The sequence below is a fragment of the Mesorhizobium sp. NFR06 genome, from assembly GCF_900115245.1.
Classification (GTDB): domain Bacteria; phylum Pseudomonadota; class Alphaproteobacteria; order Rhizobiales; family Rhizobiaceae; genus Mesorhizobium.
Window position 1 is genome coordinate 82183 of record NZ_FOVT01000014.1, and the last position, 23228, is coordinate 105410.

Annotated in this window: 20 protein-coding genes and 1 tRNA gene; 5 read left to right on the forward strand and 16 right to left on the reverse strand. The window is 62.3% G+C overall.

Features of this window, described 5'->3' with window-relative positions:
• Positions 1 to 27: 27 nt before the first annotated feature.
• The 7 genes from F3H96_RS22565 to F3H96_RS22595 form a co-directional block, all read right to left on the reverse strand.
• Complete coding sequence (locus tag F3H96_RS22565; RefSeq protein ID WP_149803910.1) at positions 28 to 846, reverse strand: MBL fold metallo-hydrolase; 819 nt, start codon at positions 844 to 846, stop codon at positions 28 to 30.
• Between the two features lie 3 nt (positions 847 to 849).
• Complete coding sequence (locus F3H96_RS22570) at positions 850 to 1644, reverse strand: TatD family hydrolase (protein WP_149803911.1); 795 nt, start codon at positions 1642 to 1644, stop codon at positions 850 to 852.
• On the reverse strand, positions 1644 to 3188 hold the full coding sequence (gene metG, locus F3H96_RS22575) for a methionine--tRNA ligase (RefSeq protein ID WP_149803912.1): 1545 nt from the start codon (positions 3186 to 3188) through the stop codon (positions 1644 to 1646). Before metG ends, F3H96_RS22570 begins: the two co-directional genes overlap by 1 nt.
• An 83-nt stretch (positions 3189 to 3271) precedes the next feature.
• Positions 3272 to 4327: a DNA polymerase III subunit delta' gene (locus F3H96_RS22580; RefSeq protein ID WP_149803913.1), complete on the reverse strand. Its 1056-nt coding sequence runs from the start codon at positions 4325 to 4327 to the stop codon at positions 3272 to 3274.
• Positions 4324 to 4998, reverse strand: a complete 675-nt coding sequence (gene tmk / locus F3H96_RS22585; protein WP_149803914.1) for a dTMP kinase — start codon at positions 4996 to 4998, stop codon at positions 4324 to 4326. The genes F3H96_RS22580 and tmk overlap by 4 nt, the downstream gene beginning before the upstream one ends.
• Before the next feature lie 72 nt (positions 4999 to 5070).
• Entirely contained in the window at positions 5071 to 6249 is a 1179-nt protein-coding gene (locus F3H96_RS22590) for a D-alanyl-D-alanine carboxypeptidase family protein (RefSeq protein ID WP_149803915.1), read from the reverse strand.
• Positions 6250 to 6332: 83 nt separating this feature from the next.
• Entirely contained in the window at positions 6333 to 7586 is a 1254-nt protein-coding gene (locus F3H96_RS22595) for a septal ring lytic transglycosylase RlpA family protein (RefSeq protein WP_149803916.1), read from the reverse strand.
• A gap of 720 nt (positions 7587 to 8306) precedes the next feature.
• Here F3H96_RS22595 and F3H96_RS22600 point away from each other — a divergent pair.
• From F3H96_RS22600 to rimO, 5 genes are all read left to right on the forward strand, one after another.
• A complete protein-coding gene (locus F3H96_RS22600; protein ID WP_149803917.1) occupies positions 8307 to 8957 on the forward strand; it encodes an outer membrane protein in 651 nt (216 codons plus the stop codon).
• 521 nt (positions 8958 to 9478) lie between these two features.
• Positions 9479 to 9568: transfer RNA gene (locus F3H96_RS22610), tRNA-Ser, on the forward strand.
• A 175-nt stretch (positions 9569 to 9743) separates the two neighbouring features.
• A complete protein-coding gene (locus F3H96_RS22615) occupies positions 9744 to 10151 on the forward strand; it encodes a DUF930 domain-containing protein (protein WP_188131497.1) in 408 nt (135 codons plus the stop codon).
• Positions 10152 to 10317: 166 nt separating this feature from the next.
• Positions 10318 to 11004: a TerC family protein gene (locus tag F3H96_RS22620; RefSeq protein WP_149803918.1), complete on the forward strand. Its 687-nt coding sequence runs from the start codon at positions 10318 to 10320 to the stop codon at positions 11002 to 11004.
• A gap of 181 nt (positions 11005 to 11185) precedes the next feature.
• A complete protein-coding gene (gene rimO, locus F3H96_RS22625; RefSeq protein WP_149803919.1) occupies positions 11186 to 12499 on the forward strand; it encodes a 30S ribosomal protein S12 methylthiotransferase RimO in 1314 nt (437 codons plus the stop codon).
• A 206-nt stretch (positions 12500 to 12705) separates the two neighbouring features.
• Here the strand turns inward: rimO and F3H96_RS22630 are convergent, their stop codons facing one another.
• From F3H96_RS22630 to F3H96_RS22670, 9 genes are all read right to left on the reverse strand, one after another.
• Complete coding sequence (locus F3H96_RS22630) at positions 12706 to 14634, reverse strand: adenylate/guanylate cyclase domain-containing protein (protein ID WP_149803920.1); 1929 nt, start codon at positions 14632 to 14634, stop codon at positions 12706 to 12708.
• A gap of 222 nt (positions 14635 to 14856) precedes the next feature.
• Positions 14857 to 15300 carry a hypothetical protein gene (locus F3H96_RS22635; RefSeq protein ID WP_149803921.1) on the reverse strand — a complete coding sequence of 148 codons (444 nt, stop codon included), beginning with the start codon at positions 15298 to 15300 and terminating at the stop codon, positions 14857 to 14859.
• Between the two features lie 324 nt (positions 15301 to 15624).
• A complete protein-coding gene (locus F3H96_RS22640) occupies positions 15625 to 16692 on the reverse strand; it encodes a BMP family ABC transporter substrate-binding protein (protein ID WP_149803922.1) in 1068 nt (355 codons plus the stop codon).
• A 51-nt stretch (positions 16693 to 16743) separates the two neighbouring features.
• Entirely contained in the window at positions 16744 to 17664 is a 921-nt protein-coding gene (locus F3H96_RS22645) for an ABC transporter permease (RefSeq protein ID WP_149803923.1), read from the reverse strand.
• A complete protein-coding gene (locus tag F3H96_RS22650; protein WP_149803924.1) occupies positions 17664 to 18794 on the reverse strand; it encodes an ABC transporter permease in 1131 nt (376 codons plus the stop codon). Before F3H96_RS22650 ends, F3H96_RS22645 begins: the two co-directional genes overlap by 1 nt.
• Positions 18791 to 20368 carry an ABC transporter ATP-binding protein gene (locus tag F3H96_RS22655; protein ID WP_188131498.1) on the reverse strand — a complete coding sequence of 526 codons (1578 nt, stop codon included), beginning with the start codon at positions 20366 to 20368 and terminating at the stop codon, positions 18791 to 18793. The genes F3H96_RS22650 and F3H96_RS22655 overlap by 4 nt, the downstream gene beginning before the upstream one ends.
• A gap of 309 nt (positions 20369 to 20677) precedes the next feature.
• Positions 20678 to 21655, reverse strand: coding sequence for a quinone oxidoreductase (locus tag F3H96_RS22660; RefSeq protein WP_149803926.1), 978 nt, complete (start codon positions 21653 to 21655; stop codon positions 20678 to 20680).
• 136 nt (positions 21656 to 21791) lie between these two features.
• On the reverse strand, positions 21792 to 22610 hold the full coding sequence (gene pcsA / locus F3H96_RS22665; protein WP_188131499.1) for a phosphatidylcholine synthase: 819 nt from the start codon (positions 22608 to 22610) through the stop codon (positions 21792 to 21794).
• On the reverse strand, positions 22607 to 23221 hold the full coding sequence (locus tag F3H96_RS22670; RefSeq protein WP_149803927.1) for a DUF1326 domain-containing protein: 615 nt from the start codon (positions 23219 to 23221) through the stop codon (positions 22607 to 22609). The genes pcsA and F3H96_RS22670 overlap by 4 nt, the downstream gene beginning before the upstream one ends.
• Between the last annotated feature and the right edge of the window lie 7 nt (positions 23222 to 23228).

Below are 23228 nucleotides of genomic sequence, written 5' to 3' on the forward strand. Positions count from 1 at the left end.
GTTTAGCTGACTGGCTGATCGGCTCCATCACTTTGATTCATAAGGGATTTCAATCACCATGCCGTCATAGGCCGGCACCACGTGCTCCGGAGTCTCGGCCATCACTGCGGCATAGTCCAGCGGCACATGCATGTGCGTCAGCACGGCATTTCTTGGCGCCAGCTTCTCAATCCATTCCAGCGCCTGACCAAGCGACAGATGGCTGGGATGGGTATGGTACTGAAGCGCGTCGATCACAAGTGTGTCGAGGTCGCGCAAGCGCTCGGCGGTGGCGGCCGGGAAGTCGCTGATATCCGGGCAGTAGGCAAGCCCGCCGGCGCGGAAGCCAAGCGAAATGATATCGCCATGGATCTGCGGCAGCGGCTCGAGGATGAGGGCGCCCCCCTCGCCATCGATCACCACTGGACCCGCGTGATCGATGATGTGAGGCTTGACGATCGGTGGATACGAGCTGCCCGGCGGCGTCTCGAAGCAATAGCCGAAAGCCTGGCGCAGCCGTTCCATCGTCGGTTCGTCGGCGTGGATGTCGATGCGGCGCCGCTGCTCGTGCACATAGCCGCGCAAATCGTCGATGCCATGGATGTGGTCGGCATGCGGGTGCGTGTAGACGACCGCATCGATGCGCTTGACTGAGGCGAGCAGCATCTGCTCACGGAAATCCGGGCCGGTGTCGACGACGACCGTGGTGCGCGCGCCATTGGCGGCAATCCGCTCGACCAAGGCCGCCGTGCGCATGCGCCGGTTCTTCGGATTCTTAGGATCGCAATTGCCCCAGTCGCCGGTGATGCGCGGCGTGCCGGGCGATGAGCCGCAGCCAAGAACCGTAAAGCGCAGCCGGTCGCTCATGGCTCAGCCGGCCGCCATGTCAGCACGCGGCATCTTGGTGAACAGCCTAAAGAAGTTTCCGGTGGTGATATCGGCGATGTCGGCCTCGCTGACGCCGACGGTCTCGGCAAGCACCTTGGCGGTGTTCGCAACATAGGCCGGTTCGTTGCGTTTTCCCCGATGCGGGATCGGCGCGAGGTAGGGCGCGTCGGTCTCGACCAGCAGCCGGTCGCGCGGCACGTCGGCCGCGATGGCGCGCAGCTCTGCGGAATTCTTGAAGGTCAGGATGCCGGAAAAGGAGACATAGCCCCCCAGCGCCACCCCGACTTCGGCCAGCCTGCGTCCGGACGAAAAACAGTGCAGGATGAACGGGAAGGCGCCCTTCCCTGTTTCGTCCTCGAGGATCGAAGCCATGTCGTCGTCGGCATCGCGTGAGTGGATGACCAGCGGCAGGCCGGTCCGGCGCGCGGCGGCGATGTGGGTGCGGAACCCTTGAGCCTGCGCATCGCGCGGCGCGCGATCGTAGAAGTAATCGAGCCCGGCCTCGCCGATCGCCACCACCTTGGGGTGGCCGGAAAGCCGCACCAGCTCGTCAGCGGTGACGTCGAGCTCTTCCGCCGCATTGTGCGGATGGGTGCCGACCGAGCAATATACTTCATTGAAAGATTCCGCGATTTCAAGGATTTGCTGAAACTTCCTTACGCGCGTCGAGATCGTCACCATGCGGCCTATCCCGGCGGCGAGGGCACGGGCGACGACAGCCGCCCGCTCCTCGGCGAAGTCCGGAAAGTCGAGATGGCAATGGCTGTCGACCAGCATCAGGCGTCCTGCTCGACATAACGCGGAAACACGCCCTCGGGCGCCGGCAATGCCGTACCGGGCACCAGCGCGTGGTCGGCATGGATGTGCGCGAAATCGCGCCTGCCCGCGGGCACGGCGAGAAGATCGAGCAGCTTGGCGGCCGATCCAGGAATGAAGGGCTGGCAAAGCACGGTCACCCGGCGCACGACCTCGGCCGTCGTCCACAGCACCGTTTCCATGCGCTTCGGATTGGTCTTGCGCAGCGCCCACGGCTCCTGGGAAGCGAAATACCGATCCGCTTCCGCCACCACGCCGAAGATCGCAGCCAGCGCCAGGTGGATGCCCTGCTCCGCCATCGCCCGGCGCGAGATGGCGAGCGCCTCGACGGCCTGGTCGAGGATCGCCGTGTCGGCTTCGGTAAGGTCGCTGCGCGCTGGCACCTTGCCGCTGCAGTTCTTGGCGATCATCGACAGCGAACGCTGCGCCAGATTGCCGAGACCGTTGGCAAGGTCGGCGTTGGTGCGGTTGACGATTGCTTCATGGCTGTAGTTGCCGTCCTGGCCGAACGGCACCTCGCGCAGGAAGAAATAGCGCACCTGGTCGACGCCGTAGTGCTCCACCATGGTGAAAGGATCGATGACGTTGCCGACCGACTTCGACATCTTCTCGCCGCGGTTGAACAGGAAACCGTGGCCGAAGACGCGCTTCGGCAGCGGGATGCCCGCGGACATCAGGAAGGCCGGCCAATAGATGGCGTGAAAGCGCACGATGTCCTTGCCGATGATGTGCGCGTCGGCTGGCCAGAACCGCCATTTCTCATCTTTTTCATCGGGATAACCGACGCCGGTGATGTAATTTGTCAAGGCATCGACCCACACATACATCACATGCTTTTCGTCGCCCGGCACGGGCACGCCCCAGTCGAAAGTGGTGCGCGAGATCGACAGGTCCTTCAGCCCCGACTTGACGAACCTCATCACCTCGTTGCGGCGCTCGGCCGGACCGATGAAATCGGGCTGGCTTTCGTAAAGGGCGATGAGCTTGTCCTGATAAGCGGAAAGCCGGAAGAAATAGCTTTCCTCCTCGACCCATTCGACAGGCGTCCCTTGCGGTCCATAACGCACATTGTCGGCGCGGACTTCGGTCTCTTCCTCGCCGTAATAGGCCTCGTCGCGCACCGAGTACCAGCCGGCATAGCCGCCCTTGTAAATGTCGCCATTGGCGGCCATCGCCTTCCAGAGCGCTTGCGAGGACGCATAATGCCGCTCCTCGGTGGTGCGGATGAAATCGTTGTTGGAGGCGTTGAGCGCGGTTGCCATGCGACCGAACTCGGCCGAGTTGCGGTCGGCGAGCTCGCGCGGCGAAACGCCTTCCTTGCGCGCCGTCTGCAGCATCTTGATGCCGTGCTCGTCAGTGCCGGTCAGGAAGAACACGTCCTTGCCGTCGAGCCGCTGGAAGCGGGCAAGCGCGTCGGTGGCGATCAGCTCATAGGCATGGCCTATATGCGGCTTGCCGTTCGGATAGGAAATCGCTGTCGTGATGTAGAATGTGTCGCGTGACATGGATGAACCGTCATGAATGTCTGAATGTGAGTTGTGGCGGTGGATATCGCATCGGGACGGCGATTGCCATCCTGATGAGGCCGTCACATTCGCATCACAGAATTCAGGCGGTCGATCATGGTCAGGGCGTGCTGCTTCTTGTCGAGATTGTAGGTCTCGGCCTCAGATATCGTGTTCAGCGCCTCGTGCCAAGCCTCCGACAGGGTTTTGGCCCTGGCGAGATCGCCGGCCAACGCCGCTTCGCTGGCGGCGGCCGAAAGCAGATCGAGCGCGCGGCGGTTGAAGATGTCGAACTGGATCGCCTGATCGCGTCCCGCCACGGCCTCGGCAAGGCGGTGGGCGCCGGCAATGTCCGGCTTCCTGGCCGCTACCAGCGCATCGAGCGCGCCGGCGATCTCCAGCCCGCCATATTGGGTGAGCAGGATCGCGTTACGGGCGCTGCCCCCTGCCCGCTCGGCAAGTGCCGCGCGCGCTGCCGGATCGTCCGGCGGCGGCGGTTCGACATTGTCCAGCACCGCCATCAGCTCGTCGGCGGCCAAAGGCGCCAGCCGCACCATCTGGCAGCGCGAGCGGATCGTCGGCAACAGGCTGCCCGGCGCATGCACGATCAGGATGAACAGCGTGCGCGCCGGCGGCTCTTCGAGATTCTTGAGCAAGGCATTGGCGGCGTTGGTGTTCATGTCGTCGGCCGGATCGACGATGACGATGCGGTAGCTGCCGTCATGCGAGGTCATCGACAGGAAGCGGCTCACCCTGCGGATCTCGTCGACGGTCAGCACCGTCTTGAAGCTCTTGGTCTTGTCGTTGGCCGGACGGGTGAGATGCAGCACCGAAGGATGCGCGCCCGTAGCGATCTGGCGAGACAGAGAGGAAGCCGGATCGGGAATGGCGAGCCTGTCGGGCGCCACCTTGAAATCCGGATGCCTCAGAAGATGGTGCGCCAGGTGGAACGCTAGCGTCGCCTTGCCGATGCCGTGCGGCCCGGCAAAAATCAGCGCATGCGGCAGCTTGCCCGAACGGTATGCGGCGGCAAGCATCGCCGCAACGGACGCGTGGCCGATCAGCCGCGGCGTTTCAGCCGGTTCGGGCACGCCGTCCAGCGTGTCGTGCTGTTCTGGGGCAATGCGTTCGAAGATCATGCCGGCGCCGTCTGCTTCCTTTGCGTCGGCACCCGCTTTTCCAGCGCCGCGAAGACGGCGGCGGTGACGACGTGCTCCACCGTATCGGGATCAGCGGAGGCGTCGACGACGATGCAGCGCTCCGGCTCCGCCTCGGCGATGGCTAGGAAAGCCTCGCGGCGACGCCGGTGAATGGCCAAAGTCTCCTTTTCAAAGCGGTCGGCGGCGTCACCGGCGCCGCGCCGCGCGGCGGCCCGCTTCAGGCCTTCCGCGGGATCGATGTCGAAGATCAGCGTCATGTCCGGCATCATGCCGTTGATGGCGACCGCTTCCAGCGCCTGCATGAAATCGGTATCGAGGCCGCCCGTGACACCCTGGTAGACGCGCGAGGAATCGATGAAGCGGTCGCACAGCACGATCGAGCCGTGCTCGACCGCCGGCCGGATGACCTGCTCGACATGGTCGGACCGAGCGGCGGCAAACAGGATTGCCTCCATCTTCGGGCCGAACGGTTCGGCGGCGCCGGACAGAAGCACATGCCTTACGGCCTCGGCCCCGGGCGATCCGCCCGGTTCGCGGGTGACCAGAACTTCGTATTTCTTGGCGCGCATGCGCCGCGCCAGCCGCGCGATCTGCGTCGACTTGCCTGCTCCTTCGCCGCCCTCGAAGGTGATGAAAAATCCGCTCGCCAATCGAGACTGCCTTTGCCCGTTCTGGCCGCTGTCATAGCTCCCGTCCGACAAAAGGTCCACGAACTTGCCCGATCACAAATGTTTCTGTCGCAGCCAGCCGACAGCGAGTTCCTTGGCCGCGTCGAGCGCACGCTGCGGCAGCGTCCCAACCTTCACCGACTCGGCGGCATAAAGCGGCGTCCGCTGGCTGAGCGTGTCGCCTATCCAAACGCGCAGCTCTCCGACAGGTTGCCCCTCCTCGACCGGCGCCGCCACCGGACCCTCGTAGACGATTTTGGCGGTCAGCTTGTCGCGGTTGGCGATCGGCAGAAAGATGTCCACCGCACCCTTTGCTTTCAAGGCCAGGCCGGACTTGGCGCCGCCGAAGACCTGGGCTTCGCCGACCACCTCGTCCTTGGCGAAGATCTCGGTCTTCTGGAAGGAACGCGAGCCCCAGTCGAGCAGCTTGCGCGCCTCCTCCGAGCGTTCGCGGTCATTCGCCAGGCCGGTGAGTGCGGCGATCACGCGCGTGCCGTTGTGGCTGACGGTGCCGACTAGGCCGAAGCCCGCCTGCTCGCTGGCGCCGGCCACGAAGCCGTCTGCTTCGATGCCCATGGCGATCAGCGGATTGCGGTTCCTCTGCGAGATCTTGTTCCAGGTGAAATCCGGCTGGCCGTAATAGTGGAAGAACTCCGGATAGTCGCGCCACAGATGCAGCGCCAGCATCGTCAGCTCCCGCACCGTGGTCTGCTGGCCGTCGGCCGGCAGGCCGGTCGAATTGACGAAGGTCGATTTCGAGAGGCCGAGTTGGCGCGCGCGATCGGTCATCTGCGCGGCGAAATTCGCTTCGGATCCTGCAATGCCCTCGGCGAGCACGATACAGCCGTCATTGGCGGCCTGCACCGTCACGCCCTGGATCAGGTCCTCGACGCGGACATCGGATTTGAGCTTGGCGAACATGGTCGAGGTCCCGGACGGCGCGCCGCCGGTGCGCCAGGCGTTTTCGCTGACGACGAAAGTGTCGTCGAGCGTGATGCGCTTCGACTTGATGGCGTTGAAGACCATTTCCATCGTCATCAGCTTGGCCATCGAAGCCGGCGGGATCGGCTTGTCCGGGTCCTTGGCGAAGAGCACCGTGCCGGTGTCGGCATCGATCATGAAGGCTTGCGTCGCCTTGGTCTCGAAAAGCTGCGCGCTCGCCGGAACGGAGCAAATGAGCATCAGCACCAATCCCAGAAGTGCGGCGAAAGGCGGAAGAGCGCGCAACAGCATGAAATATCGACCCGTTAGCCGCATTTGGCCCGGTCAGGCTATCAGGGTTTTTTCAGTCGAACCAACCGAGCGCGCGAAATTGATCAGTTTCGCACAACCAAAGCGTCCGGCGCCCCGTGCGACCAGGCTGCCTGCAGCAGGTCGTCGATGCTGCCATGGCCATCCGGATAGACATTGACCGCATACCAGTCATTGCCGTCGAGTTCGGTCCGCTGGATTTCAGTCTTGCCGAACGGCTCGAGCGCCGCAGCCACGCGCTTTGCTTCGGCGGCGTCATCGAAGGAGCCGGCCGCGACATAGTCGAGAGCCGGCGTCTGCTCCTGCCGGTTCGATTTCTTCCACGACTGCAGGATGTCGGCCGGCGACATGCCACTGCTGTCGAGGACGGCGAAGACGTCGGCGCGATTGACGCGCTCATCCGCGTAAGACAGCGAGGCCATGGCAAAGGGCGAGTTCGGCGGCAGCCTGAACTGCGGCCGCTCCGGCACGATCGGCCCGAAATCCGGCAAAGTGACGTCGCTGGCGCCCGGCGCCTGCGCCGACATCGCCGGTTGCTCCGACAGCCCCGGCTGCGCGGCGAACGCCTGGCCCGAATTGGTCAACTGGCCGGGGAACGGCACGGCTGCCGGAGGCGCGTCCGTCTGCATGCTGGGCGACGGACCATTCATGGCGACCATCACGCCGGTCGGCAGGCCGTCGGACGGATCAGGCCGCCTATTGCCCGGATGGTAGGATGCCATCAGATACTGGTCGTCATTGCCATCGAGCGGTGCCCGGCCGACATATTCGACCTTCACCTTTGCGGTGCCGACCTTGTCATAGTCGAGCATTTGCGCGGCTCGCTCCGAGACGTCGATGATGCGGCCTTCATGATAAGGGCCGCGGTCGTTGACGCGCACGATGACCGAGCTGCCGGTCTCCAGATTGGTAACGCGGGCGTAGCTCGGCAGCGGCATGGTCGGATGCGCCGCCGTGAGTTGGGCCGTGTCATAGACTTCGCCATTGGCGGTCAGCCGGCCATGGAAGGCATCGCCGTACCACGACGCCAGGCCGACTTTTGCGTACTTCCTGTCTTCCTTGGGATAGTACCACTTGCCGCGCACCTGATACGGCTTGCCGAGCTGGTCGCGGCCGCCGCCGCGCCGCATGAACTGGACACGCGGGCTCGCCTTCACGCCATATTCGGATTCGGCAAAATATTCCTTGGAGCGGGGCCTCTTGTCGACCATCCCCTTCGGTTGAGGTTGCGACGCACAGGCAGCCAGCAGCAGGCCCGAAAGGGCGCACAGGGCGAAAGCAGAAGCGCGACGAAGACGCGGGCGCGCCGAAGTCTGCATGTTTTCGATTGTCCCCTACAGTCTCGCCGCCATCCTACGGAGCAAAAGGCCCACGACACGAAGCCGGCAACACCTTGATCCCCAATCCCTTTGTGCACAGGAATTGCTTATCACGATGTTAATCGATTATGGCCGCAACAGGGCGAGATTATGGCGCGGATGTAGGCAGGAGGATTGCCGAACAGCGAAGCTCGTTTCCAGGCGTCACGACGCTCACGACCGTCAGGCGTCCGGGCCAACCCGATCGAGTTGCCGGCGATGCCATTTAGTGCCGCCCCGTCCGTAGCATTTAGTTGCAAAGCGTAGCAGCCTGTTCACCGGCCGTTCTCTGCCTAGACTGAAAAAGCCCGCCACCGTGAGGCAGCGGGCGCGAGTTCGGGAGGAGTCTAAGGGGCAGCGTCCCCTTTTTGCCCCTCGACGATGGTACGCCTCGGTTAGCTGGATAAAAGCTCGCAGCGGTTGAAGCCCGGCATATTCAAGCTGCGTGACTTTTCTGCCACAGAGAATTTTAGCAACTTGCGAAACAAGCCCTCCTGTCGGCGTTTGTCGTGCAGCCCTCCGCCAGCGGCAGCACGAACGCGGTGCTCCGCTGTGGCCTCCGCGCATCTCTCGAAGGGATAATTGCATCTTCCGATTGTGTCGCGTTGACAATTGGCAGATCCGGAAGCTAGCCATCCCTCACCTGAGGCAATGAACTCATGGGCAACTTAGGGGCTACCAATGAAACAGATTATTCTTGCTACCGCGCTCGTCCTCGCCACCGGCACGGCCTATGCAGCTGACGTACTTCAGGGGGCGCCGGTTGCTGCTTCCTTTGACTGGACCGGCGCCTATATCGGCGTGAACGCTGGCGGTGGTTTCGGCACCTTCAAACACGAGGTCACCGGCAGCCCCACGAGTATCGATGTCAGCTCAAGCGGCTTTTTGGGCGGTGTTCAGGCCGGCTACAATTGGCAATCCGGCCAAGTGGTTTATGGCGTAGAGACCGACTTCCAGGGCGCCGACATCAAAGGTGATCTTTCCTTTCCTGTCACCCTCTTGAAGACAAAGGTCGATTGGTTCGGCACGCTGCGTGCTCGCATAGGCTTTACCCCTGTCGACCGCTTTATGGTTTACGGTACCGGCGGTCTCGCCTACGGCCATTTTGAAACTGAGATTAACAATGGAGCAATCAGCGGCTCCAAGACCAAGGCCGGCTGGACGGTCGGTGCCGGCGCTGAATACGCCATCAATACCAACTGGACGATCAAATCCGAATATCTCTATACCGATCTCGGCAAGGCAGATGTTATCGACCTTGGCCCCCCCAACACTTTGACGGACAAGATCGCCTTCCACACCGTTCGCGTCGGCCTGAACTACAAGTTCTGATCTCTTCGCCGATCACGACAAACATGGAGCCCCGGTATCGCCCGGGGCTTTTTGTTGCAGGGGCGATATCAAAGGCGAAGCTGTACCTGTGGTAGACCATGAATGCACAAAGGCGACATGGCCGGAAATCCCCCAACATTGCCTGGAGCGCGTAGAGGCGAAGTCGTCGTCCTCCGCAGTCGCAATGACATCCCAGCAATAGAGAAGCCCGCCACCGTGGGCAGCAGGCCGTCTTTTTGACGTTGCTCGACCAGCCCAAGGACGGCTCCTGGTCGTCGCCACGGCCGGCGTTCACCCGAAGGTGGCGAGCGAGCGCTTGGGAAACTCGACGGTTGGCATCACGCTGGACCTTTATTCACACGTCATGCCGGCAATGCAGGCCGACGCCACCGAGCAAGTTGACGCCGCGTTGCAGGCAGCTATAAGCAGCGATCGAAAAGCCAAATAGTTGCAAGTTGCGTAGTAACCGCCCATTTCAGCCGTTTAGCCAAGGCTGAAAAGCGCAATCAAAGCAACGAGTTGGAGGGATGGCCGAGCGGTTTAAGGCACCGGTCTTGAAAACCGGCGTGGGCGCAAGTTCACCGTGGGTTCGAATCCCACTCCCTCCGCCAAACACCGCCAGTTATCCTCTCTAGCCCGCTGTTACCGCAGATCACCGCGCGCACACCAAGCGGCATAGAAAGCCGCCGATTCTAGCTACAGCCCGATATATCTTGATGTTCGCCCGCGCGGCACTTGCAGTCAACGATCGGTGAAACAGCGTTTATTTGATTTCTCAGACAAAATATGCTGCTTCTCGCGCCCATGAAAAAGCTCTGCCTGATGGCTCTGGCGTCGTTGGCGCTGGTTTGGCCGGCCAAGGCGATGGACAACGCGTTGCGCGCCGGCCTCTTGAAACTCGATCCGCAGACTCGTCTCGAGCAGCGTTGCGACGCCGAGGTGCTCGACCGGATCAGTCACGACGACCGCAACTACAAGGCCGACCGCGTCGTGGCCTACGCCTTCGCCACGCCGCAGATGAGCGCCGACGCCATCAGGAGTTCTGGCGCCGCCTTCCGCAGCAAGGGGCAATGGTACCGGCTGAACTTCAAGTGCCAGACGGCGCCGGACCACATGGAAGTGCTGCAATTTCGCTACAAGATCGGCGACGAGATCCCTGAATCGGATTGGGCGAAATACAATCTCTACGACTAGTTTTTCGACGTTCCATGATCGGTCGCCGATCGGGAAATCCTATTTCCCCGCTCGTCACGAGCCATTTTCGGATGATGCCGAAACCTGCGTCTTGACGCCCGCGGACCATGCCTTTAGGGCCGTCTCGGTACAGGCGACGCTCATTTCAGGCAAGGATTTCTAGTCTATGGAAATATTCACTGCCACGGGCCTTTCAGCTCTCTTCCAGGTCGTCGCAATCGATCTCGCGCTCGCCGGCGACAACGCGATTGTGATCGGCCTCGCGGCGGCCGGCCTTCCCGCCGACCAGCGCAAGCGCGCCATTCTTGTCGGCATCGCGGCAGCCACTGTCCTGCGCATCGTCTTTGCCCTGATCACGCAATGGTTGCTGAGCATCGGCCCGATGCTGCTCATCGCCGGCGGACTTCTGCTTCTGTGGGTGTGCTGGAAAATGTGGCGCGAACTGCGCGTCAGCCACGAGGAAGAGCGCGACGCGACCGAAGCGCTGTCCAACGGCGACTACAACAAGGATGGCAAGATCGCCGGCAAAGCGCCACGCAAGAGCTTCTCGCAGGCCGCCTGGCAGATCGTCATTGCCGACGTTTCGATGTCGCTCGACAACGTGCTCGCCGTCGCGGGCGCCGCCATGAAGCATCCGACGGTGCTGGTCATCGGACTGGCTTTGTCGATCGCGCTGATGGGGTTTGCCGCATCCTTTGTCGCGCGCCTGCTGCATAAATATCGCTGGATAGCCTATATCGGCCTGCTGATCATCCTCTACGTCGCGGTGAATATGCTTCTGGGCGGCGCCGTGCAGCAGTTTCCCGACCATTTTGCTTTCCTGGCGCCATGGTTCGGATCGAACGGCCACTGACGCTTTTTCAAGGCGAGAGGCTGCCGCGCCGCCTCAGCGCTGGTCGACAGGCAGGTTTGCTTCTCTGCCGAAGCATGCTATTGCGCCGCGCGAAATGGCTCGAAGCCACGCGCCGTAGATCGATCTGCAGAGCCTGAGGCTCAATCCTCGATCTCGCTCTCACCTCTTGGAAAACAAGTTCATGTCCGCCCCACGCGTCAGTTTCGTCAGTCTTGGATGCCCGAAGGCGCTCGTCGATTCCGAGCGCATCATCACGCGGCTGCGCGCCGAAGGTTACGAGATCGCGCGCAAGCATGACGGCGCCGACCTTGTCGTGGTCAACACCTGCGGCTTCCTCGATTCCGCGCGCGACGAGTCGCTCAACGCCATCGGCTCGGCCCTTTCGGAAAATGGGCGTGTCATCGTCACCGGCTGCCTCGGCGCCGAGCCCGACGTGATCCGCGAGAAGCATCCGAACGTTCTCGCGATCACTAGCCCGCAGGCCTATGAGAGCGTGATGGCGGCCGTGCACGAAGCGGCTCCGCCCAGCCACGATCCCTATATCGACTTGCTGCCGCCGCAGGGCGTGAAGCTCACGCCGCGCCACTACGCCTATCTGAAGATTTCCGAAGGCTGCAACAACCGCTGCACCTTTTGCATCATCCCGGCGCTGCGCGGCGATCTCGTCTCGCGCCCCGCTGCGGATGTGCTGCGCGAGGCCGAGAAGCTGGCCAAGGCGGGCGTCAAGGAGATCCTCGTCATCTCGCAGGACACCAGCGCCTACGGCGTCGACATCAAATATCAAACCAGCATGTTCGGCGACCGCGAGGTGCGGGCGAAGTTCCTCGACCTTGCCGAGGAGCTCGGCAAGCTCGGCATCTGGGTACGCATGCATTATGTGTATCCGTATCCGCATGTCGCAGACGTCATTCCGCTGATGGCGGAGGGAAGAATCCTCCCTTATCTCGACATCCCCTTGCAGCATGCCTCGCCGCAGGTGCTGAAGAACATGCGCCGCCCCGCCCATGGCGAAAAGACGCTGGAGCGCATCCGCGGCTGGCGCGACGTCTGCCCCGACCTTGCGATCCGCTCGACCTTCATCGTCGGCTTTCCCGGCGAGACGGAAGACGATTTCCAGCTGCTGCTCGACTGGTTGGACGAAGCGAAAATCGACCGCGCCGGCTGCTTCAAATACGAGCCGGTCAAGGGCGCGCGTTCCAACGATCTCGGCCTGGAGCAGGTGCCGCAGGAGGTCAAGGAAGCGCGCTGGCACCGTTTCATGCAGCGCCAGCAAAAGATCTCGGCATCGCAGCTCGCCAAGAAGGTCGGCAAACGCCTGCCGGTGCTGATCGACGAGGCGAACGGCACCTCCGGCAAGGGTCGCACCAAATACGATGCGCCGGAAATCGACGGGTCGGTGCACATCCAGTCGCGGCGGCCGCTGCGCGCCGGCGACATCGTCACGGTCAAGATCGACCGCGCGGATGCCTACGATCTTTACGGATCGGCGGTCTGATAGCCGGAGAGCACACACTTCTAACATTGTGGCTAATTAAACGGCGCGCCATGATCGCCGTTCGAAGCGTCCGCTAAGCGCCACGTCCCGCCATTCATCGTTTGGCCAGTGAACTGTCGCTTTCGACGTACGGCGGTCTTTCCTAGCTACGCGCGCCGTTCGCGCTGGCGATCAGCGGCTCACGTCTCCCTATGCGCCGAGCTGTCCTATGGCTGTCCGAGAGGCTGCGCCTCCCCCGTCTCGCATTCCGGCAGTCGCACTGGTTTGGCCAGCTTTGCCAGTGCCTCGGGCTTGGCGCAAAGCGGAAAGCCGGCGAGCGGCATTATCTCGATGAAACGACCGCGCTCCGTCTTGCTCAAGCTGTATTCATTGACCATGCCCTCGACGGTCAGGTCCGGATACCGTTTGAGGGTTTCCTTGACCGAAGCATTCGCCTCATCGATTCGATCCAGAGCCGCAAAGGAGCTGCTACGCATCATCCACTCCCATTTGCCGTAGTTATCGGTCGTCTTGCGCTCCAGCATCTTCAAGGCGTCCTCATAACGGCCAGCCATGAAATAGGCAGTGGAGTAGAAACCGGTTGCCCACATCGGGTAATTCGGGTCGAGCCGTATGACTTGGTCGACCAACTGAGCGCCGCGTTCGGGTTCGTCGAAGGCTGACGCAAAGCCGGAATAGAATGTCAGGATTTCGGCCGAACCGGGAGCGAGGCGGAGGGCCGTGTCCAGCTCGACCTTGGCGCGGGCGTTGTCGCCCTTGTCTTTGAGGCTCATGCCAAAAACCGCGTGCGCCTCGGCGTCGCTCGGATCAAGCCGCACCGCGCGTTCGGCCACATCGGCAGCCGCCTTGATCTCGCTCTCGGGATTGATACCGAAGCCAGCCAATATGTTATGAGCATGATAGAGTTCCACCCAGGCGCGGGCGAACTCCGGGTCCAGCTCGACAGCGAGGTTGAGCAGCCTGATGGCCTCTTCCTCATCCGCTACGGTAATCTTTTCAATCCTTTCGGTTCCGAGCAGATAGTAGTCATAGACAGTCAAGTTGTCCGGCCGTTTGCGCTTCGCTGCAGCCCGCCCCGCTCCTTGAATCAGCCCCACGCCGTTGCCGAGGCGGTTGGTGACCTGCTCGGCGATCTCGGTTTGCACGGCGAATACGTCCTCAGCAGGTCTGTCCCATCGCTCCGACCACAGATGGCTGCCGGTTTTTGCATCGATCAACTGCGCGGTGATCCGCAGCCGATCGCCTTGGCGCTGGATCGAGCCTTCCAGCACATAGCCGACGTCGAGCGCGCTCGCGACCTGGCGGACATCCACCGACTTGCCTTTGTACGCTTGCGTCGAATTGCGTGCCACGACGTCGAGTTCGGGAAACTGCGCGAGATCGGTGATGATGTCTTCGGTGAGGCCATCGGCCAGACGGCCGGTGGCCTCGTCGCCGCCAAAGTTGTTGAAGGGCAGCACTGCGACCGACGGCTTGGCACCCAGAGCAGCTGAATGAAAGAACCACCATATCCCGCCGCCGCCCAGCAGAGCAAGTAGCACGATGGCCGCCGCCGCCCCAACCCTGCCCGGCATCGCCTCACGCAAGGTCCAGCGCGGCAGCTTGTTATCGAGCCTCAGCCGGTACATCCGCACCGGACGGGTGATATTCTTTACTTGTTGCTCGCCAGCGAAATCGAGGGACCAATCAAGTTTGCCTTGCAGATGGTCAAAGGCTGTGCCCGACACGATGACGCCGCCAGCATCAGCGAGTTGCTGCAATCGCGCGGCGACATTGACGCCATCGCCATAGACATCATCGTCCACCAGCGCCACATCGCCCAGATTGATCCCGATACGGAAGACAGTGCGCTCAGGCTCCGGCATTCCCGCATTGCGCGCCGCCGCCGCGCTTTGGATCTGCGCTGCGCAGGCAACCGCGTCGACCACGCTCTCGAAGACAACCAGCGCGCCGTCTCCCATCAGCTTGATGAGGCGGCCATGGTGCTGGGAGATGGCGGGGTCGAATAGCTCGGCACGAACTGATTTCAATCGCTCAATGGTGCCGGCCTCATCGGCCTCCATCGCCTTGGAGTAGCCGACCATATCGGCCGCCAGGATCGCCAGCAGCTTCCGATTGAGAGGGGGAACCGCCATATGCGCCTCTTTATGGCAGAACCCTACACCCATGGAAGCGCCGGAGCCAGAACGCGCCGTTGGCCGCGCGGTGAATGACCGCTCGTCAGCCGTTCCTGACTTTCGACCGGGTGCGGATGAACGTCTTCAACGTCAAAGCTGACACTTAGCCGGCGGACGACCCATGCTGATGGAGAGGGCGCCCTGCGGCGCCCTCAGCCCTTTGGTTCTGGCAGCGTCTCGTCAGAGCTTCATCGCCTCGATTGCAGCCAGGGAACGGTCGATCACCTGATCGAGTATCTCGTCGAGGCGCTTGCCGGTCGAGTCGGCCGCGACCGCCGACAGCCGCGCGGCAAATCCTAAATGGTAGTCGACGAACCACTCCGGGCGCGGCTCCGGCTCCGGAAACGGTCCCCACCACGGAGGAAGCTTCGGGATCTTCGGTCGCGTGGGGCACCAGTCGTCGAGATCGCTCACCAGCGCCTTCATATCGAGCCCGCCTCGCTCGGCCACCCAGGCGTAGCGGACAAATTCCTCAGCGACCGCGGCGCCCAGTTCGTGCGGCGGAAGCGGCTGCGGGTTGAGTGCGACCCGCACAAGTCCAGCCTGTGGTCCGCGCGGGATGACATCGTAGATGGCGGGAAAGCGTTTTCCGATAATTGCCAGAAGTTTTTTATTCAATTGCATAAGACCTCCTTCTGCGAGCGAGTGTCACGCCAGCTGATTTCGTCTGATTTGCACGATCATCGTGGAAGTAAAGGTCACTGTCGTATGTGAAAGCGGTCACGGATCCGCCACCGAATATTGGGCCGATCTCTTAGCGGCGCGAATTCATAAAAATATGAAGTGATTTTTATCTTAATACCTGGCGTTCAGGACCTCTGCGTTCCTTTGTCGGCTGGCAAAAAGGCCAGCTCAGCTCCGCCTTGGCAGGAAAATCTTGCCGATCGATATTGCAAACGAATGAGGGCGCCATGAGGCGCCCTCTCCAGTTCGAAACATCCGCGCGGCCTATTGCGGCAGCTTGTCGTCGATGCCTTTGACATAGAAGTTCATGCCGAGCAGCGTGCCGTCATCGGCAACCTCGCCGTCCTTCAGCCACGGCGAGCCGTCCTGCTTGGACACCGGACCGGTGAAGGGGTTCCAGCCGCCGGCGATCTTCTTCTCCGTGGCCTCCGCCATCGCCTTCACATCGTCGGGCATGTTGGTGAACGGAGCGAGCTTGACCGCGCCGTCCTTGATGCCAAGCCAGACATTGTCCGGCTTCCAGGTGCCGTCGAGAGCAGCCTGGACGCGGCTGATATAATACGGGCCCCATTCGTCGGTCAGCGCGGTCAGCTGCGCGTTCGGCGCGAACTTGATCATGTCCGACGACTGGCCGAAACCGTGCAGCTTGCGCTCTTCCGCAACTTGCAGGGCGGCCGTGGAATCGGTGTGCTGGACGATGATGTCGGCGCCCTGGTCGAACAGCGCCTTGGCGGCGTCGGCTTCCTTGCCCGGATCGAACCAGGAGTTCACCCACACGATCTTGACCTTGAAGTCGGGATTGATCGACTGCGCGCCGAGGATGAAGGAGTTGATGCCCATCACCACTTCCGGGATCGGGAAGGAGACGATGTAGCCGGCAAGGCCCTTCTTCGATTCCTTCGCCGCGATCTGGCCAAGCACATAGCGGCCTTCATAGAAACGGGCGTTGTAGATGCCGAGATTGGGGCCGGTCTTGAAGCCGGTGGCATGCTCGAACATCACTTTGGGGAACTTCTTGGCGACCTTCACCTCGGCATCCATGAAGCCGAAGGAGGTGCCGAAGATGATCTTGCAGTTCTCGCGCGCCAGACGCTCGAAAGCGCGGTCGGCGTCGGGACCTTCCGAGACGTTTTCCAGATAGGCGGTCTCGACCTTGTCGCCGAGCGCTTTCTCGACCTCGAGACGGCCCTGATCGTGCTGGTAGGAATAGCCGAAGTCGCCGATCGGACCCGTATAGACCCAGCAGGCCTTCAGCTTGCCGGCGGCCTCGGCGGTTGCCGCCAGCGACAGCGCCGCAGCCGTGGTCATCAATGCAATAAGCAGTTTTTTCATTGTGTTACCTCTCTGAGTTAAGCCTTGGAGCTTCCCGTCTTTTTGTTGTCGTCAACGATCCGGAACGAATGGCTGCCCCAACGAAGCCGGCGTGTTCATCATCGTCAGCCGCTTGTTGCGCGAGATTAGAACGAGAACCACGATGGTTGCCAGATAGGGCAGCGAAGAAAGAAACTGCGAAGGCACGGGAATGCCAAAAGCCTGTGCATGAAGTTGGCCGATCCAAACCGCGCCGAAGATATAGGCGCCGGCCAGCACCCGCCACGGACGCCACGAGGCGAACACCACCAGCGCCAGCGCGATCCAGCCGCGGCCAGCGCTCATGTTCTCTACCCATTGCGGCGTGTAGACCAGCGACAGGTGCCCGCCGGCAAGGCCGGCGCAGGCGCCGCCAAAGATCACGGAGAGATAACGGTAGCGGATGACCTTGATGCCGAGCGCGTGCGCCGACGTATGGCTGTCGCCGATCGAGCGCAGGGTCAGGCCGGTGCGCGTCTTGAACAGGAACCACATCACCGCCGCGGTGAGTGCGATCGAGATGTAGAAGACCGGATCCTGGCCGAAGATCAGCCTGCCGACGACCGGGATCGAGCTGATCCCTGGAATGTCGAGATTAGGCAATCTCACGCCCGGCTGGCCGACGAAGCTGGTGCCGATCATGCCCGACAGGCCGAGACCGAGCAGCGTCAGCGACAGGCCGGTCGCCACCTGATTGGTCGCCAGCGACAGCGTCATGACGGCAAACAGCAGCGAGAACAGCGCGCCGACAATGATGGCGGCAAGCAGGCCGATCCAGGGCGATCCGGTGAGGTAGCCGGCGCCGAAGCCGCCGACCGCACCCATGATCATCATGCCCTCGACGCCGAGATTGAGCACGCCGGAGCGCTCGACGACCAACTCGCCGATCGCCGCGATCAAAAGCGGCGTCGCGGCGGTCGCGATGGTCAAAAGGATGTTGACGGTGATGTCCATCAGCGGGCCTCCTCGAGCTTCGGCGCTGCTTCGAGATCGGCCGCGCCATTCGGCTTCGTCAGCGCCAGGCCGACCAGGCGGATGCGGTAGTGGATGAGGGTGTCGCAGCCGAGCACGAAAAACAAAAGCATGCCCTGGAAGACGCGCGCCACCTTGTCGGAGATGCCGAGCGCGCTCTGCACCGCTTCGCCGCCGAGATAGGTCAGCGCCAGCACCAGGCCCGCGGCCACGATGCCCAGCGGATTGAGCCGACCGAGAAAGGCGACGATGATGGCGGTGAAGCCGTAGCCGGGCGAGATCACAGGCTGCAGCTGGCCGATGGCGCCGGAAACCTCCGAGATGCCCGCCAGGCCGGCCAGCGCCCCGGACAGAAGGAAGGCGAAGAACACCATCCGGCTGAAGCCGAAGCCGGCGAAGCGCCCTGCCCTTGGGCTCGACCCCAGCACGCGCACCTCGAAGCCTTTCAGCATGCGGCTCATCATCAGCCAGACCAGCACGGCGGCAACCAGTGCGAAGACGAAGCCCCAGTTGGCGCGGCCGGCATCGGGCATCAGCTCCGGCAGCACGGCCGAATCGCCGAACTGGATGGTCTGCGGAAAACCGTGGCTTTGCGGATCGCGCCACGGGCCGCGCACCATCCAGTCGAGGAAGAGCTGCGCGACATAGACCAGCATCAGGCTGGTCAGGATCTCATTGGTGCTGAAGCGTGTCTTCAAAAGCGCCGGGATGGATGCATAGAGCGCGCCGCCAAACATAGCGAGCAAAAGCATCAGCGGCAGCACCAGCGGGCCTTCGAACCCGGGAAACAGCACCGGGATGATCGAGCCGAAGATGGCGCCGAAAATGAACTGGCCCTCGGCGCCGATGTTCCAGATGTTGGCCCTGTAGCAGACCGACAGGCCGACCGCGATCAGGATGAGGGGTGCTGCCTTGATCGCCAGCTCATGCAACTGCCAGACCTGGCTGACCGGCTCGACGAAATAGATCTCGAAGGCACTGAACGGATTGACGCCGAGCAATGCGAAGAGAACCGCGCCGGCGATCATCGTCAGCACGAAGGCGATGAAAGGCGACAGCACCGAGAACAGCGCCGAGCGCTGCGGACGTTTGATCAGTTCGATGCGCATCATGCCACCTCCAGGCTGTGTTCGGCATGGCCGGGCTCGGCGCCGCCCATCAAGAGGCCGACCTTCTCGAAAGTCGCCTCGGCGATCGGCAGCGGGGTCGACAGTTCTCCGTTGTGCATGACGGCAATCGCGTCCGACAGTTCGAACAACTCGTCGAGATCCTGGCTAATGACGAGGACCGCGGAACCGCTGCGAGCAAGCTCGATCAGCGCCTGGCGGATGTGAGCGGCGGCGCCGGCATCCACGCCCCAGGTCGGCTGGTTGACCACCATCACGCTCGGCTTGCGGTCGAGCTCGCGGCCGACGATGAATTTCTGAAGATTGCCGCCCGATAGCGCCGCCGCCTCAGGGTCCGGCGCGCTCTTGCGCACATCCATGGCTGTGATGATGCGCTGGGCGGCGCTATAGACGGCGCCGTTCTTGACCATGCCGCCCGAGCCAACGAAAGCCTTGCCGTCGGTGGCGTGGCGAGAAAGCAGCAGGTTCTCCGAAAGCTTCATGCGCGGCGCAGCACCATGGCCGAGGCGCTCTTCCGGCACGAAGGCTGCCCCCATCAGCCGGCGGCCGGTGATCGACAGGCCTCCGGCGTCCTTGCCACGAATGCGCACGGAACCGGCATCCTGCTGTAGCACTTCGCCGGAGACGGATTCGAAGAACTCGCCCTGGCCGTTGCCGGCGACGCCGGCGATGCCGATCACTTCGCCGGCACGCACGGCGAGGTTGATGTTCTTGAGCGGAATGGCGAAGGGCGTCGCCGGCTTGCGGGTAAGGCCGCGGATCTCCAGCAATGCCGGCGCGGTGTCGATGCCTTCCGCCGGCGCGCGCACCACGGCCTTCACCTCACTGCCGACCATCATGCGGGCCAGCGATGCGGCGGTCTCCTGGCGCGGATTGCAGTGGCCGACAACCTTGCCGTGGCGCAGCACCGTGGCGTGGTCGCAGATGCGTTTGACCTCTTCCAGCCGGTGCGAGATATAGAGGATCGACTTGCCTTCCGAGCGCAGCCTTTCCAGCGTTTCGAACAGCTTGTCGGCTTCCTGCGGCGTCAGCACCGAGGTCGGCTCATCGAGGATGATCAGTTGCGGCGTCTGCAGCAGGCAGCGGATGATCTCGATGCGCTGGCGTTCGCCGACGGAGAGGTCCCCGACCAGCGATTCCGGATCGAGCGGCAGGCCGTAGCTGAAGGAAAGCGCCCTCGCCTTCGCGGCAATCGTGCTGATCGGCGAACCATCATTGAGCGAAAGCGCGATGTTCTCGGCCGCCGTCAGCGCCTCGAACAGCGAGAAATGCTGGAACACCATGCCGATGCCGAGCTTCTTCGCCACGCCCGGGCTGGTGATCTTGACCGGCATGCCGTCCCAGAAGATCTCGCCCGCATTTGGCTCGAGCGATCCGAACAGCATTTTGACCAGCGTCGACTTGCCGGCGCCGTTCTCGCCAAGCAACGCGTGGATCTCGCCCCTGGCAATGTTCAGATCAATGTGATTGCACGCGGTCAGCGTGCCGAAAATCTTGGTAAGGCCACGAACCTCGAGCAGGTTCGCCCCGTCATGATTTGCACTCACAGTGCCTCCCATCCAGTTTCCCGGACATGTTCTGTGTTCCCGAAAGCATGGTATGCGCGGCCGGCTCCCATCGGAAAGCAGCACCCTACTTGAAAGAGCTTCAAGAATTTCAGCGGAAACTCAAGGGGTAACATAGCCCTGTTGAGAACGCCGGCAAAGCCGGAGCGGTTTTTCAGGTGAGCTGCGCCTTCTGACGCGGCAAGCCACTGAAAAAAAGGCAGTCGGCCGGAGCATGATGCCGAAGAGTGTGAAGCGGTTTTCCGTCCGGAATTGCAACAGAATAAAGGGATTTGAGCGTTTCACCGTGAACGGTGAAACGCTTTAGGGAATGAGGATGCTCGTTCCCGTCGTCTTGCGGGCCTCGAGATCCGTCTGCGCCTTTGCCGCGTCCTTCAGCGCATAGCGCTGGTTGATCTTGATCTCGACGGCGCCGCTCTTGACCACGTCGAAAAGCGCTTCAGCCGACTTCACAAGATCCTCGCGCCTGGCGTTGTAGACGAAGATCGTCGGCCGGGTCGCATAGAGCGAGCCTTTCTGTGCCAGCAGCGATACGGAGAAAGGCGGGATCGGTCCGGACGACTGGCCGAAGCTGACGAACATGCCGAGCGGCCGCAGGCAATCGAGCGATGCCGGGAAAGTGTCCGCGCCAACGGAATCGTAGACGACATCGCATTTTTTGCCGCCGGTAAGCGCCGCAACGCCGGCGACGAAATCCTGCTCCTTGTAGTTGATGACGTGATCGAAGCCATGCGCCCGGGCGAGCTCGATCTTCTCGGCGGAGCTCGCGGTGCCGATGACGGTCGCGCCGAGATGCTTTGCCCATTGGCCGAGAATCAGGCCGACGCCGCCGGCAGCCGCATGGTAGAGGATCGTGTCGCCGGCCTTCACGGGAAACGTGCGGCGCAAGAGATATTCGGCCGTCATTCCCTTCAGCATCATCGCCGCGGCCTGCTCGTCGCTGATGCCGTCCGGCACCTTGACCACGCGCTCGGCGGCGATCACCCGTTGCTCGCAATAGGCCCCGACATTGACGGCATAGGCGATGCGGTCGCCGGGCTTCAGCCAGTCGACGCCGGTGCCGAGCGCCACGACGACGCCCGCCGCCTCGCCGCCTGGGATCAGCGGAAAGCCGCCTGGCGGCGGATAAAGCCCGGAACGGTGGTAGACGTCGATGAAGTTGAGGCCGATCGCGGTGTGCCGGATCAGGATCTGGCCTTCTCCGGGCCGGCCGGGGTCGGCATCCTCGTAAGTCAGGACCTCAGGGCCGCCGTGGGCGTGAATGCGGATTGCCTTGGACATCGCTCAACTCTCTGGAGGGTACGGACAGGATCTGGGGCATGATCCCGAAAGGGAGAACCGATTTCGGAAAAGATCACGCTCCGATAGACAGCTAGGTCAGCATGACGATGCAATCAAAAATTATCCTGATCCAGGGTCAGGACTTCTTGGCGCCAAGATTGGGAAACATCTGCATGACGCCCCCGATGCAGGCGAGATAGAGCCCGGTGATCGTGATGCCGATCTTGGTAAAGTCGCCGACCTGCTCGCCGAGCACGCCGATCTTGTCATAGAAGGCAGCAAGCGCCGCCTGCGCCAGGGCCAGCGCGCCGAAGGCGCACCACAAAAGCGTCATGCCGAGATTGAGCGGCCTGAGCCGAACCACGCGCACCGGATGGATGAAGTTGATCGGCAGGAAGGTCAAGATGCCGGCAACCACCACCACGGCAAAGGAAACCCATTGCCCCGGCTCGATGACGAAGAGCGTGAAAACCACCATGTTCCAGACGACCGGGAATCCTTTGAAAAAGTTCTCCTTCGTCTTCATGCCGGTGTCGGCATAGTAGATCGCGCTGGAGACGACGATGATGGCCGCCGACAGGAAGGACAGGTTCTCGCCCATGAAGCCGCGCTGATACAGCGCGAAGGCGGGAATGAGCACGTAAGTGACGTAGTCGATGATGTTGTCGAGGAGTTCGCCCGACCATGTCGGCAGGATCTCCTTGACCTCGAGCTTCCTGGCGATCGGGCCGTCGATGCCGTCGACGAACAGGGCCAGTCCCAGCCACCAGAACATCGCCGTCCAGCGCTCTTCGCTCGCCGCCACCAGCGACAGGAACGCGAGGAACGATCCTGACGCGGTAAGCAAATGCACGGAGAACGCGCGCGCCTGCGGCCACGTCACCTTCTTTTTCGGCAGCGGGAGCCGCTCCGCGAACTTCTTCGCCGCCTTCCTGGCCCCTGTGTTCTTGCTCACGGTCCCCGCCAGTCCAGCTTGCAGATTTCGGCCGAGCGGCCGGCAAAATTCCAGTTGCGGCCGAAGGCGCGCATCTTGCTCTTGTCGGACTTCGCCACGATGATTTCCGGCGCGATCCAATATTCGGAATTGGTGATCACCGTTTCCTTCTCGCGGTCCTTGCCTTGTATAGGCGTCACCGCGCCATCGATGATCTTCGGTATCTGGAAAACGCGCGTCTTGTCACGCGTCTCGTAGGTGATTGGCACCTGCTCGACGCCGAGGAATTTGCCGACCAGGATCGAAAGCAGCGACGTGGTGCCGCCGGCCTTGCCGGTGAATATCTTCGTCAACGCCTTCACCGCGTACACCGAGGCGCGCTTGTCGATGAACAGGCCGGCGCTCCAGTTGCCGCGGCTCATATAGCCGGGGATTTCCATCACCAGCCCGAGATTGAGGCCCGAAAGGTCGACCTCGCCGAAATGCCCCGCGTCGATGCGGAATCCCGCCCAGGTCTGGCAGTAGCCTTCGGTCGGCGGATGGCTGCCGAGCGACAGCACACAGGGACAGAAAACCGTGCAATTGCAGGAGAGTACCAGCTCCCCTTTCATTGCCCAGCTTTGGTCGGTCATCGAATTC